This is a genomic window from Jannaschia sp. M317 (assembly GCF_025141175.1).
GTDB lineage: Bacteria > Pseudomonadota > Alphaproteobacteria > Rhodobacterales > Rhodobacteraceae > Jannaschia.
The window spans coordinates 351884-365130 of the sequence record NZ_CP081155.1; the positions used below are offsets into that span (position 1 = coordinate 351884).

Consider the following 13247-nt stretch of genomic DNA (forward strand, 5'->3'; position numbering starts at 1 on the left):
TTTGCAGAGCTGTCCAGCCTTGCGGCCTTGCCCGCACCGTGCCACCGATGCCCCCGGAGGAGACATCATGAAAGCCGGACTTGCCGTCCTGACGCTGGGCTATGTGCTCAGCCAGTTTTACCGTGCGTTTCTCGCCGTGCTCGCCCCTGACCTGACGGCAGACCTGGGCGTGACGGCGGCGCAGCTAAGCCGTGCCTCGGGCATCTGGTTCCTGACCTTCGCGGCAATGCAGATCCCGGTCGGCTGGGCGCTGGACCGGATCGGACCGCGGCGGACGGCGGCGGTTCTGCTGGGGGTGGCGGGCGGCGGCGGGGCGGCGCTGTTCGCCACGGCCACCTCTGGCTGGCAGATCGAAGTGGCCATGGGCCTGATCGGCATAGGCTGCGCCCCCGTCCTGATGGCCAGCTATTACATCTTTGCCCGCACCTTTCGGCCCGCGCTTTTCGCGACGCTCGCCGCCTCGCTGGTGGCGGTTGGCAGCCTGGGCAACATCGCCGCCTCGATCCCGTTGAGCTGGGCCGCCGAGGCGATCGGATGGCGCGGTGCGCTGATCGGGCTTTCGGGTCTGACCGTGGTGTCGGCGATTTCCATCTGGATCGTGGTCCGCGACCCGGAAACGGTTTCGGGCACGGAGCGAGGGTCTCTGCTCGACGTGCTCAAGATTCCGGCTTTCTGGGCGATCCTGCCGATGTTGCTGGTGAACTACGCCCCCGCCGCCGGTCTGCGCGGTCTGTGGGCCGGGCCCTACGTGGCGGATACCTATGGGCCCGAATACGTCGGTACCGTCACCCTGATCATGGCCGCGGCAATGATCGCGGGCAATTTCATCTATGGCCCGCTCGATCGTTTGACAGGCACGCGCAAGGGCGTGGTGCTGGGCGGAAACCTGATGGGTGTGGTGATCCTGGCGGCGCTTTGGGCGATGCCCGCGCCGGGATTGTGGGTGGCGACGATCCTGCTGGCTGCGGTCGGGGCCTTTGGGTCCAGCTATGCGGTCGCGGTCGCCCATGGCCGGGCCTTTGTGCCCGCGCATCTGACCGGGCGTGGCGTGACGCTGCTGAACCTCTTTTCCATCGGGGGCGTGGGCGTCATGCAGTTCGCCACCGGCCCCCTGTATGAGCGGGCGGGTGGCGGGGTCGCAGGGTATCAAGCGCTCTTCGGGGTGTTCGCCCTGGCGCTGCTGGCCGGGTGCCTTGTTTACGCTTTTGCCCCGGACAGCACGGATTGACCATGCCCCGACCCGACACCCTCACCTTTGCCCGGCTGCCTGAGGTCGCCCCCGAGGCGATCCGCGACCACATGTCCGACCCCCGGGTGGCGGAGCACATGCCCTTGTTGACCGGGGCCTGGGACCTGTCAGCGGTGCATCGCTTCGTGGCCACCAAGGAGGCCTGCTGGCAGCGCGACGGCCTGGGCCACTGGGCGTTCCTGGCCGATGGGGCCTATGTCGGTTGGGGCGGTTTCCAGAAGGAAGGGGAGGACTGGGACCTCGGCCTCGTCCTTCGGCCCTCCGCCTTTGGCCTTGGACTGCGGATCACCCGAAAGGCGCTGGCCTTTGCGCGGCGCGACCCGCGCATTCCCTGCGTTACCTTCCTGCTGCCACCCAGCCGCACCAACCTGTCGGCGTTGACCCGATTGGGGGCCGTCCGGGTCGAGGACGTAGATTACGACGGCGCGACGTTCCTGAAGTATCGGCTGGCGACGACCGGCTGACGCCCCTTGTGCAAACTTCGGAATGTCACGCTTCACCGATCGTGACGGCTGCGGCCCTTTACCTGCCTGCGCGCGCCGTATAGGGCCACGGCGTTTCCCAACCCTTCAGGAGTTATCGAGATGGGCTACAAGGTCGTCGTCTGCGGCGCCACGGGAAACGTGGGCCGCGAAATGCTGAACATCCTGGCCGAGCGCCAGTTCCCTGTCGATGAGATCACCGTTCTGGCGTCTCGTCGGTCGCTGGGCACCGAGGTAAGCTTCGGCGACAAAACCCTGAAGACCAAGGACCTGGAAACCTTCGACTTCACCGGTTGGGATATCGCCTTCTTTGCCATCGGGGGCGAAGCCACCAAGAAATACGCGCCCATCGCCGCCAAGGCGGGCTGCGTGGTGATCGATAACTCGTCTCTGTATCGCTATGACCCCGACGTGCCGCTGGTCGTGCCAGAGGTGAACCCCGAGGCCGTCGACGGCTACGCCAAGAAGAACATCATCGCGAACCCGAATTGTTCGACCGCGCAGATGGTCGTCGCGCTCAAGCCGTTGCACGATCGTGCCCGGATCAAGCGGGTCGTGGTGTCGACGTATCAATCCGTCTCCGGCTCCGGCAAGGATGCGATGGACGAGCTATGGGATCAGACCAAGGGCATGTTCGTCCCCGGTCAGGAAAAAGAGCCCAAGGTCTATCCCAAGCAGATCGCCTTCAACGTGATTCCGCACATCGACGTCTTCATGGAAGACGGCTCCACCAAGGAAGAGTGGAAGATGGTCGTGGAAACCAAGAAGATCGTGGACAAATCCATCAAGGTCACCGCCACCTGCGTGCGGGTCCCGGTCTTTGTGGGCCACGCGGAATCGATCAACATCGAATTCGAGGACTTCCTGGACGAGGACGAAGCCCGCGAGATCCTGCGCGCCGCCCCCGGCATCCTGGTCGTCGATAAGCGCGAGCCGGGCGGCTACGTCACGCCGGTGGAATGCGTGGGCGACTTTGCCACCTTCGTCAGCCGGATCCGTCAGGACCCGACCATCGACAACGGCCTGAACCTGTGGTGCGTGTCCGACAACCTGCGCAAGGGCGCCGCCCTGAATGCCGTGCAGATCGCCGAGACACTGGCCGCGCGTCAGCTCAAGAAAGCCTGACCGCGCAAGCGGGGATGACAGCGCCCCGCAGGCAAGACAAACTGGCCCCCGAACCACAGTTCGGGGGCCTTTTCATGCGTATCATCCTCTTGTCCGTCCTGTGCCTGTGCGCCACCGCGATGGCACGGGCCGAGGACGTGACCCTGCCAACCCCCGTGACCGAGGCGACGGTGTTCCTGCGTGGGGCAACCCTGGTGCGGGCGGGACGCGTCGATCTGCCCGCCGGGACCCATCGTCTGCTGGTTCCCGTGCTGCCGGGCACATCCGAGGTTCCGAAACTCGCGCTGTCGGGCGCGGTGCTGGGCCCCGTGGCGCAGCTGGACGGGGCGCGGGTCGATCCCACACCGTTTTTGTCCGCCCGGCAACGCGCCGCCCGGGATGCCCTGACCGAAGCCGACGAGGCGCTGGCCCGCACAGAGGACGCGCGCCTGACGGCGGCAGCGACGCACGAGGCGGCCGAGGCGCGGCTGGCCTTCCTGCGATCCGTCTCGGGCGGGGCATTGACGGGGTTGGACGCGGCCTCGGTCGTGGCAACGGGCAGGGCCATCGCCGAGGAAATCGCAGAGAGCCAGACTGCCAGTTCCGCTGCCCGTGCCGCCCTGCGCCGCGCCGTCGAGACGCGCGAAGAGGCAACGCGCGTCGCCCTGCAGGCCCGGCGCGATTTCGAGGCGACCGGGGCACCCGAGGGGCCGATGTCCCTGCTCGCCGTCTCGGTGACATCTCAGGGCGGTCCGGCCACGCTGCGGCTGGTGGATTTTGTCCTGAGCGCTGGCTGGGCCCCGCGCTATGACATCGACCTGACGGGGACGGTCGTCACATTGAACCGGGGTCTGACGCTGTATCAGAACAGCGGCCTGCCGTTCGAAGACCTGCGCCTGCGCCTGTCCACCGCCGACCCGCTGGCCGCCGTCGCGCCCGCCGATGTCTGGCCGAACGAAGCGCTGCTGGGCACCAAGGCCCTGCCCGCCCCCACCCGCCAACGCATGTCCCTGGAAAGCGCGGAGGGCGCGGTCGCCGCGGATATGGGATTTGCCCCTGCGGCCCCCCTCACCGCAACCGCGCAGCTGGACGGGCCTGTCGTGACCTATGACTATCCCGCCATGGTGACCTTGGCATCGGGCGGCGCGCCGGTCCTGCTGGCGCTGGATCAGGTGACCCTTGATGCCCGGGTGTTCAACCGCGCGGCCCCGCGTCACGGCGACACCGCCTATCTGATGGCTGCGGTGACGAACACCACCGGCGAGCCGCTTTTGCCCGGCCCCGCCGATATCACCCGCGACGGCACCCGTATCGGGCGCTGGTCGCTGCCGCCGGTCCCGGCAGGCGACACGGCAGAGCTGCCGTTTGGGCCGCAGGTGCACCTGCCCGTCGCGTTCATCCGTCTGGAAAATGCAACCGGGGATCGTGGACTGTTCGCCACCTCCGGCACCCGGCGGCAGGACCTGCTCCTGCGTCTGCGCAACCTGTCGGACAGCCCCGAAGTGGTCGAGACGCGCTTTGCCCTGCCCTATTCCGAGAGCGAGGACCTGGAGGTCACGCTGCGGCCCCGACCCGCCCCGGACCTGACCGACGTGGGGCATCGGCGCGGCGTGTCGGATTGGATCGTGACCCTTGCCCCCGGTGCCACGGAGGAAATCCGCATCGAGGTAGAGCTGACCTGGCCCGAAGACGAAACCCTGATCTGGGAGCCTTAGGCCCGCGCGTCCCCGCGTCCCGGCAGCCCCAACTGGTTGAGCAGCGCGACCCGCGCGATGGCCTGTGCCGTCGTCTCGACCCCCAACCGGTCGCGGGCTTCGCGCAGTTGTTTTTCGATGGCGGCAACGGAACGTCCCCGCAAGATCGCGACGTCCTGCACCGATTTGCCGTCCGCGATCCACTTCAGGATGTCGGCCTGCCTGTCGGTCAGCCGGCCGTGGCCCAGGTCCAGCGGCATTTGCGACATGCGGGCATGGGCGACCCCGGCGATGGCTTCGATGGCGGGCCCGTGCTGCGACCAGATCGCATCGACCGCGCCCTGATCCAGATCGGCGCGGGCCGTCAGCCCCAGCGCACCTTTGTCGCCCTCGCCGCTTGAAGGAAAACCGATCGTGTAGCCCGCATGAAACCCCAGGTCCGCCAGCAGGGCATTCAGCTCGTCGGCGATGTCCAGCCAATCATAGGTGCGCAACAGGTCCGACTGCCGGGACCAGCTGATCGCGCCGACATTTTCCGCCGCCCATCGACGCATTGGCGACCGATCAAGCAGATCGCTGCGATAGACCTCCGCGACCCTCGGGTTCGGATGGCTTGTCAGCGTGAAGCGCAGCGAACGACTGACGCGCTGCGGATCCTGCAGCATGGGCAGATAGGTATAGTTCAAACGGTCAAAGCCGAACCGGGCCATGGCGGCGCGCAGGGTCGCCCACACCTCCTCGATGTGGCCCGCAAAGCTTATGGTGCGGATCACGGATAACGTCTCTGCCTGCGAAAGCGGGCAGACGCGCGGGTGGCAAATGGTATCTATGATCGGACCGCCGCTTGTATTTCGGGCAAACCGTCCCCGGTCAGCCGACGCGCGTCAAGTTGACGCCAGTCACGTCACCGTCAGAAACGTTCGGCGCGCAGAACCTCGCAGTCGGTCACCGAGACCACACCGATGTGCCGTTCGACCACCGCGAAGGCGGCTTCGAGCAGGGTATCCAGCGCCCCTTCCCGGACGATACAGACCACCGCCGACATGCCGCCCGCGCGGCTGACCTGCCCGGCGCGGGACCATTGGCCGGACCGGCCCGACCCGCCCCGAACCGGCAGGATCGTGAAACCGGTGACACCTGCCTTGACCAATGCCTCGGTCAGGCGGCGTTCCATCATGCTTTCGATGATGATCTCGACGCGCTTGGCGGAATGGGTCTGCATTTGCTCAGCCTCCGGTGATGAAACGCGCGACGCCCAGATAAATGGGCAGGCCCAGCGTCAGGTTGAACGGAAAGGTAACACCCAGCGACAACGTGAGATAGATCGACGGGTTCGCCTCGGGCAGGGCCACGCGCATGGCGGCGGGCACCGCGATATAGCTGGCCGAGGCGCCCAGTACCATGAACAGCATGGTGGACCCGGTGCTCAGCCCCAGCAAGACACCCACCGTCGCCCCCGCCGCCGAGCCGATCAGCGGCATCAGCACGCCAAACGCCAGCAGGCCGGGTCGCAGCACGCCCTTTGCCTCGCGCAGGCCACGGCCCGCGACAAGGCCCATGTCCAGCAGGAACAGGCACAGCACCCCCTGGAACGGTGACACGATGAAGGACGCGATGCGGTCCAATCCGTCCTGCCCGGTGATCCAGCCGATCGCGAAACTGCCGACCAGCAAGACGATGGACCCGTTGAGCAGGATCTCTCGCCAGAGGTCCGCGTCCATCGACCGCCCGTCGCCAGACCGCGCCACCAGCCACAGCGCCGACAGGATCGCCGGAGCCTCCATCACGGCGGCCACGGCCACCATCCAGCCGTCCGACGACAATCCCGCCGATTGCAGGACAGATGTGCCCGCCACGAAGGTCACGATGGAGATGGAGCCGTAGTGCGCCGCCACCGCCGCCGCATCCAGAGGCGACAACTTCGTGATTGTCCGCAGCAAGGCAAAGGCCGCAAACGGCAGCGCAAACGATAGGACCGCGCCGCCCAGCAGCGCGCCGACCAGCTTTGCATCCAGACCGGCGACGTTCACAGCCACCCCGCCCTTGAAGCCGATCGCGAACAAAAGGTAGATCGACATCCCCTTGGCCACCGCCTCGGGGATGGTCAGCTCGGATCGCGCGAGGGCGGCGAACAGGCCCAGGGCAAAGGACAGGATGATCGGCGACAAAAGGTTACCGAGAGCGAGGTCGATCAGGTCCATGGGGCGGCCTCTGGCTAGGGATCAGGATACGGCGTCAAAGCGCGCGGAAGGCATCCGACTGGGCGTCGTAGATTTCCAGCGCGCCTTCGGTGATGTCGTTCCAAAGCCCGTGCAGCGCAAGATCGCCGGCTTCGACCGCCTCGGCGACGAAGGGAAAGGTCATCAGATTGTCCAACGAGGTCAGAACTGCCTGCTTTTCCAGCGCTTCCAGCCGCGCATCATCGTCGCTGATGTCCTTGACCAATTCCCAACCGGGACGCAGCACATCCATCCAGCGCCCGACGAAGGACCCTTCTTCGACCAGTTCGGGCGCATGGCCGGTGCACATTGCCTCGCAGCCGCGCACACCGCCGCATTCGGAATGTCCCAGCACGATGATCTGCGCCACACGCAGCGACTTTACCGCATATTCGATGGCCGCCGAGGTGCCGTGTTTCAACCCGTCAGGTTCATGGGGCGGCACCAGGTTGGCGATGTTGCGATGAATGAAGAACTCGCCCTGCTCCGCCCCGAAGATCGAAGTGACATGCACGCGGCTGTCGCAACAACTGATCACCATGGCACGGGGCCGCTGTCCTTCGTGGGCCAGACGGCGATACCAGGCCTCGTTCTCGGCGAAGGTCGTGGCCTTCCAACCGTGATAACGTTGCACAAGGGATTTCGGGAGCGGTTTCGCTGGTCTCAAAACGGGGCGTCCTTCGTTAGCCGGGTATCGCGGCGCTGCGTCCTTCTAAGGGAGGCTTTGAGTCAATTCGAGGAGTTTCTGCGCCGGGCGGTCAAGGCCGTGTCACGGTTTTGCCCCAGACCAACGCGAAACCTCGAAGCAAGCCGTGGGGGCCCAAACAAGACCGAAGGTAAGACCATGATCCATTCCATCGCCGATGTGGCCCGCGACGAAGTCATCGAATTCGACCATGCCGTTCTGGCCGACATCTGCCGCAACCATGGCGACCAGGCCGAAGCCGTGATCGCCGACCGACTGGGTCGGATCGAGACGTTGCTGCACCTGGCGCAGGATCAGATCAACGACGGACACCACGGCGGGCTGATGCGCAGCTGTCGCGACCTGGTTGGCCTGGCCCGTGAAATCGGGATGCGGACATTGGTCCGCGCGGCCATCGGTGTCATCGACTGCCTGGAACAGGGTCAGGATCAGGCCCTGCGCGCCTGCACCCGCCGAATGCTGCATCTGGGCCGCCCCGAAACGGTCTCACAGTGGACCGTGCGCCACGACACGGTCGCCTGAGGTCCGCGCGCCCTTGCGGCGACCGGTGGGGGGGCTAGTGTGTCCGGCGCTGACCCGCCTGACGCGAGACCCCGATGACCCCAAGCTTTGCCGCCCCCGACGCCCGTGCCATTCCGATCCGTCTTGTCGCGCGGGCCGAGCTTGACGCCTGGCTGGACCGACAGGACGAACCGGTGCGCGACTGGGTTGCGGCAAACGACTTTACCGGGCGCGCGGGTCAGATCCTGCGCCTGCCCGCGCCTGACATGTCGGTGGCAAAGGTTCTGTTCGGTTGGGGCGAGGCCCGCGACCATCAACGGGGTCGCTTTCTGTTTGCCAAGGCCGCCGCCGCGCTGGGCCCCGGCACCTATGCCCTGGACGGGGATCTGACCGACAACGCGCGCGAAGAGGCGGCGCTGGGCTGGTTGCTGGCCGGGTATCGGTTCACGCGCTACGCCGGATCCGCCCCCGACGCCCCGATGCTCAAGGTCCCCAAGGGCGTGGATGCAAAACGGTTGGAGGCGATTGCGCAGGGCGAATGCCTGACGCGCGACCTGATCAACACGCCCGCCGCGGACATGGGCCCCGAGGAGTTGGAGCACGCGGTGCGCGATCTGGCCCGGGCGCACGGGGCATCTGTGGCGGTGACACAGGGCGAAGACCTGCTGGAGGCCAACCTTCCGCTGATCCACACCGTCGGTCGCGCCGCGACCCGCGCGCCGCGCCTGATCGACCTGCGCTGGGGCGACACTGGCCCAAGCCTGACATTGGTCGGCAAGGGCGTGTGTTTCGACACCGGCGGGCTGAACCTGAAACCCGGCGCCTCCATGGGGATCATGAAAAAGGATATGGGCGGAGCCGCGACCGTACTGGGCCTGGCGTCCATGATCATGGCGTTGCGTCTGCCGATACGCCTGCGCGTCCTGATCCCGGCGGTGGAGAACAGCGTGGCCGGAAACGCGTTTCGGCCCGGCGACATCCTGACCGCGCGCAACGGCCTGACCGTGGAAATCAACAACACTGACGCCGAAGGACGGCTGGTGCTGGCCGATGCCCTGGCCCTGGCCGACGAAGATCCGGCGGACCTGACCGTCTGCATGGCCACGTTGACGGGCGCGGCCCGCGTGGCGGTCGGACCGGATCTGTCCCCGTTCTACACCGATGACGACGCGCTGGCGCTGGCCTTGATGCAGGCGGGCAAGCGGGTGCGCGACCCGCTTTGGCGGATGCCGTTCCATCGCCCCTACGAGACGATGATCGAACCGGGCATCGCGGATCTGGACAATGCGCCATCGGGCGGGTTTGCCGGATCGGTGACTGCGGCGTTGTTTCTGGACCGGTTCGCCCAAAGGGCCCCGCGTTTCGTGCATTTCGACATCTACGGCTGGTGCCCCAGTGCCGCGCCCGCGCGGCCCAAGGGTGGCGTCGGCATGGGCGCGCGGGCGATTCTGGATGCGCTGCCCGGGGTGCTGGGGTTGTGAGCGGCCTCGACCCCCGGATGACGCCCGCCAACGGACATGCTGCGGCCCATGAACTGCGCGGCATCGTCCAGGCGACGCGCTACGTCAAAGGCAGCATCCGGACCGTACAGCAGCCCCTGGTCAACATGTCGGACACCCCCCGCGGCGACCGGTCCAGCCAATTGCTGTTTGGCGAGGCGTTCCGCGTGATCGACGAACGCGACGGATTTGCCTTTGGGCAGAGTCTGCGCGACGGCTACTGCGGCTATGTCCTGTCCGGGGCGCTGGCCCGGCAGGAGGCGGCGACGCATTGGGTCGCGGCCCCGGCCACGCATCTTTACCCAAAGGCGCGGCTGAAGGCCCCGCCCGAAGTCGCAATCTTTTTCGGCAGCCATCTGCGCGTCACCGCCGACATGGGCGATTTTCAGAAGGTGTCGACCGGACATTTCATTCCGACCGTCCACCTGCAGAAGCTGCGCGCGCGGTTCTCGGACCCGGTGGGGGTTGCGGACATGTTCCTGGGCACGCCCTATCTGTGGGGCGGCTCGTCCCGCTGGGGGATCGATTGTTCGGGTCTGGTGCAACAGGCGCTTGTGGCCTGCGGCATCGACTGTCCCCGCGACAGCGACCAGCAGGAAGGGCTGGGCCGGGCCCTGCATCTGGGCGAACCCCTGCAACGCGGGGATCTGGTGTTCTGGAAAGGACACGTGGGCATCATGGCCGACGACAAGATGCTTTTGCACGCCAACGCCTATCACATGGCGGTCGCCTATGAGCCGCTGGACGAGGCCCGCCGCCGCATCGCCGCCAGCGCCGACGGCCATTCCGGCGTGAACGGAGAGATCACTGCCCGCCGCCGCGTGGAACGACGCGGCTGACCCGCAGGCACGCGGGGCAAGGCGCAGGCCAGCAGGTCGGGCCAGACGAGGGTATGGTCGTCAGTCGACCGCGCGGATCAGCTTGCGTTCCAACACCCGCAAGACCGTCTTCAGGTCGTGGCCGCGGCGCAGGATGCGCCCATCCATGCCGATGACCGCATAGGTGCCCTGTTTGGCCGCCATCTTGGGCCGCTTCTCGATACGATACATCGGCTGTTCCGCGGTTCTGCGGAAGACCGAGAAGATCGCGACCTCTTTCAAAGACGAGATCCCGTAATCTCGCCATTCTCCCGCCGCGACGAATCGACCGTAGAGCGAAAGGATCACGCTCAGCTCTGTGCGGTGGAAATGGACCTGTTCGGGGATGGGACGCGCGGGGATGGGCGATTGCACTGTCATGGGGAAACAGTTGCGCATGATTTGGGGCGGATCAAGCGCGGACGCGAACGACGTCCGATTTCCGCCACGAAAAGACCCGGCGCAGGGCACAGCAGCATCGCGAATCCGACACGCGGCACCGTCATACCGTTTCTTGTAGGAGCGAAAGCTCAACCTCTCCGGTCCGGTGTTTCCTAGCCCCCACCCAGTGCGCCGGACCGGAGAGACTACTTCACCCCATGCACCGCATGGGCTACGCATAAAAAGGCCCCGTTCAATCTGAACGGGGCCTTTTATCCGGTCGCGGGGCTGGATGTCAGAGACGGACCAGCTTCTCATAGCTTTCCGCGATGTCCCGCGTGATCGCACCCACCTCGAAATTATAGTCCCCGATCTGCCCCACAGGCGTGACCTCGGCGGCGGTCCCGGTCAGCCAGCACTGCTCGAAGCCTTCCAGCTCTTCGGGCATGATGTGGCGCTCGTGTACCTTGATCTGCCGGTCGGACAGCATCTTGAGAACGGTCTGCCGGGTGATCCCGTTCAGGAAGCAATCGGGCGTGGGCGTGTGCACCTCGCCATCCTTGACGAAGAACATGTTGGCGCCCGTCGCCTCGGCCACGTAGCCGCGATAGTCGAACATCATCGCGTCGGAACATCCCTTGGCCTCGGCGGCGTGCTTGGACATGGTGCAGATCATGTAAAGACCGGCGGCCTTGGCGGTGTAGGGTGCCGTCTCGGGCGAGGGACGCTTCCACTTGGCGATGTCCAGCTTGGCGCCCTTGAACTTGGCGTCGCCATAATAATTGCCCCAGGGCCAGACGGCCACGGCCATGCGGACCGGGTTCCGCTTGCTGCTGACGCCCATGTCTTCGCCGGCACCACGCCAGGCCAGAACGCGCACATAGGCATCGGTCAGGCCATTGGCCTGCATGGTCTCATACTTGGCGGCTTCGATTTCCTCGATCGTCCAGGGGATTTCCATATCCAATGCCCGGCCAGAGGCCAGCAGACGTTCCGAATGCTTGACAGATTCGAAAATCTTGCAGTTGTAGGCCCGCTCCCCCTCGAACACGGCGGAGGCATAGTGCATGGCATGGGTCAGCAGATGCACGTTCGCATCCTTCCAGTCGACCAGATTGCCATCCATCCAGATTTTGCCGTCCAGTTCCGCATATGATCCAGCCATTGCGACCTCCATCCCATTGATTTCGCAAGGGCGACCGTTTCGGACATTATCTTGCGTGAAACTTCGGATTCGCTAACAATACGGCCTTGGAATGTCAACAAGGCTGACTTACTTTCATGCCAGACGGAGGGACACCATGGCCGAGGACCGCAGCGACAGCGACACCCTGCTTTTCCTGACGGATGAGCAGCTTCGGCGCGCGATCGAGGCGATGTTCTTTGCCTACCGGGGCTTTACCGCCGATCCGGACCGCATTCTTGCGGGTATGAACTATGGCCGCGCGCACCATCGCGCCATCCACTTCATTCAGCGAACGCCGGGCACCACGGTCAACAACCTGCTGGCGATCCTGGGCGTGACCAAACAATCCCTCAACCGGGTCCTGCGCACCCTGGTCGAGGATGGTCTGGTCGACAGCCGCGTGGGCGCGCGTGACCGGCGTGAACGCAACCTCTACCTGACCGAGTCGGGGGCGATCCTGGAAGCAGAGCTGTCGACCGCGCAGCGCGCCCGCATGCGCGCCGCCTTTCGCGAAGCAGGCCCCGAGGCGGTCGCTGGATTTCGACAGGTTCTTGAGCATATGATGGATCCCGAGCTGCGCCGTCTGTTCGCGGCCACGAGGGAAGGCGAAAGATGAGTGTAGAGGCAGGGGCCATCCCCAACCATCAGGCCCATGTCCTGTTGGTGGACGACGATGAACGCATCCGCACGCTTTTGCAGAAATTCCTGGTTCGCAACGGCTATCTGACCACCGCGGCCCGCGACGCGACCCATGCGCGGCGGCTGCTGGCCGGGCTGGATTTCGACATCGCGGTCCTTGATGTGATGATGCCCGGTGACAACGGCTTTGTCCTGTGTGCCGAAATCCGCGAGTCGCGGGACATGCCAATCCTGATGCTGACCGCCAAGGGGGAAACCTCGGACCGGATTTCCGGGTTGGAGGCGGGGGCAGATGACTACCTGTCGAAACCCTTCGAGCCGAAAGAGCTGTTGCTGCGGCTCAAGGCGATCCTGCGGCGCGCGCCTGCCAGCGGCGGGGCCATCCCGAAGGTCCTGCAACTGGGGCCGATCCGCTACGACCTGGAACGCGGCGAGATGTGGCAAGGGCAAGAAACGATCCGCCTGACGGCAACGGAAACCACGTTGATGCGCATTTTTGCGGCCACCCCGCACGAACCCGTCAGCCGCACCACCCTTGTCGAAAAGCTGGGCCGCGATGGCGGGCAGACGAACGAACGGGCGGTGGACGTCCAGATCACGCGCCTGCGGCGCAAGCTGGAAGAAGACCCCAAGCAGCCGCGGTACCTGCAGACGGTGCGGGGCGAAGGCTACATGCTGGCCCCGGATTGAGGGCGGACCGGGGGCCAGCCCCCGGACCCCCGGAGTATTT

The 13247-nt window shown here is 65.8% G+C and carries 15 protein-coding genes; 9 read left to right on the forward strand and 6 right to left on the reverse strand.

The annotated features are described in order from the left end of the window. The first annotated feature begins 67 nt into the window (after positions 1-67). From K3551_RS01890 to K3551_RS01905, 4 genes are all read left to right on the forward strand, one after another. The gene (locus K3551_RS01890) at positions 68-1228 is read left to right on the forward strand and encodes an MFS transporter (protein WP_259917211.1); all 1161 of its coding nucleotides are present in this window, start codon (positions 68-70) and stop codon (positions 1226-1228) included. A 2-nt stretch (positions 1229-1230) separates the two neighbouring features. After that, positions 1231-1713 carry a GNAT family N-acetyltransferase gene (locus K3551_RS01895; protein WP_259917213.1) on the forward strand — a complete coding sequence of 161 codons (483 nt, stop codon included), beginning with the start codon at positions 1231-1233 and terminating at the stop codon, positions 1711-1713. A 120-nt stretch (positions 1714-1833) separates the two neighbouring features. Continuing rightward, positions 1834-2856 (forward strand): aspartate-semialdehyde dehydrogenase, encoded by a 1023-nt coding sequence (locus K3551_RS01900; protein WP_259917215.1) that lies wholly within the window; start codon positions 1834-1836, stop codon positions 2854-2856. 74 nt (positions 2857-2930) lie between these two features. Next, on the forward strand, positions 2931-4550 hold the full coding sequence (locus tag K3551_RS01905; RefSeq protein WP_259917217.1) for a DUF4139 domain-containing protein: 1620 nt from the start codon (positions 2931-2933) through the stop codon (positions 4548-4550). Here the strand turns inward: K3551_RS01905 and K3551_RS01910 are convergent. The 4 genes from K3551_RS01910 to K3551_RS01925 form a co-directional block, all read right to left on the reverse strand. Next, positions 4547-5302, reverse strand: coding sequence for a LuxR family transcriptional regulator (locus tag K3551_RS01910; protein WP_259917219.1), 756 nt, complete (start codon positions 5300-5302; stop codon positions 4547-4549). The genes K3551_RS01905 and K3551_RS01910 overlap by 4 nt on opposite strands. A 137-nt stretch (positions 5303-5439) precedes the next feature. Beyond that, a complete protein-coding gene (locus K3551_RS01915) occupies positions 5440-5751 on the reverse strand; it encodes a P-II family nitrogen regulator (RefSeq protein ID WP_259917221.1) in 312 nt (103 codons plus the stop codon). 4 nt (positions 5752-5755) lie between these two features. Beyond that, positions 5756-6730 carry a sodium-dependent bicarbonate transport family permease gene (locus tag K3551_RS01920; protein ID WP_259917224.1) on the reverse strand — a complete coding sequence of 325 codons (975 nt, stop codon included), beginning with the start codon at positions 6728-6730 and terminating at the stop codon, positions 5756-5758. 34 nt (positions 6731-6764) lie between these two features. Continuing rightward, positions 6765-7415, reverse strand: coding sequence for a carbonic anhydrase (locus K3551_RS01925; protein ID WP_259917226.1), 651 nt, complete (start codon positions 7413-7415; stop codon positions 6765-6767). 177 nt (positions 7416-7592) lie between these two features. Between K3551_RS01925 and K3551_RS01930 the strand changes: the two genes are divergently transcribed. From K3551_RS01930 to K3551_RS01940, 3 genes are all read left to right on the forward strand, one after another. Next, positions 7593-7976, forward strand: a complete 384-nt coding sequence (locus K3551_RS01930; RefSeq protein WP_259917228.1) for a hypothetical protein — start codon at positions 7593-7595, stop codon at positions 7974-7976. A 74-nt stretch (positions 7977-8050) separates the two neighbouring features. Continuing rightward, complete coding sequence (locus K3551_RS01935; RefSeq protein WP_259917230.1) at positions 8051-9436, forward strand: M17 family metallopeptidase; 1386 nt, start codon at positions 8051-8053, stop codon at positions 9434-9436. After that, positions 9433-10293, forward strand: coding sequence for a C40 family peptidase (locus K3551_RS01940; protein ID WP_259917232.1), 861 nt, complete (start codon positions 9433-9435; stop codon positions 10291-10293). The genes K3551_RS01935 and K3551_RS01940 overlap by 4 nt, the downstream gene beginning before the upstream one ends. Before the next feature lie 60 nt (positions 10294-10353). On the opposite strand, the gene K3551_RS01945 is transcribed toward K3551_RS01940, so the two are convergent. Together K3551_RS01945 and K3551_RS01950 are read right to left on the reverse strand one after the other, a co-directional pair. Next, complete coding sequence (locus K3551_RS01945; RefSeq protein ID WP_259917234.1) at positions 10354-10692, reverse strand: DUF2794 domain-containing protein; 339 nt, start codon at positions 10690-10692, stop codon at positions 10354-10356. A gap of 295 nt (positions 10693-10987) precedes the next feature. Beyond that, the gene (locus K3551_RS01950; RefSeq protein ID WP_259917235.1) at positions 10988-11857 is read right to left on the reverse strand and encodes a branched-chain amino acid aminotransferase; all 870 of its coding nucleotides are present in this window, start codon (positions 11855-11857) and stop codon (positions 10988-10990) included. 136 nt (positions 11858-11993) lie between these two features. Here K3551_RS01950 and K3551_RS01955 point away from each other — a divergent pair, with 136 nt between their 5' ends. Then, entirely contained in the window at positions 11994-12494 is a 501-nt protein-coding gene (locus tag K3551_RS01955) for a MarR family winged helix-turn-helix transcriptional regulator (RefSeq protein ID WP_259917237.1), read from the forward strand. Next, positions 12491-13207 carry a response regulator gene (locus K3551_RS01960; protein ID WP_409197395.1) on the forward strand — a complete coding sequence of 239 codons (717 nt, stop codon included), beginning with the start codon at positions 12491-12493 and terminating at the stop codon, positions 13205-13207. The genes K3551_RS01955 and K3551_RS01960 overlap by 4 nt, the downstream gene beginning before the upstream one ends. Positions 13208-13247: the final 40 nt, after the last annotated feature.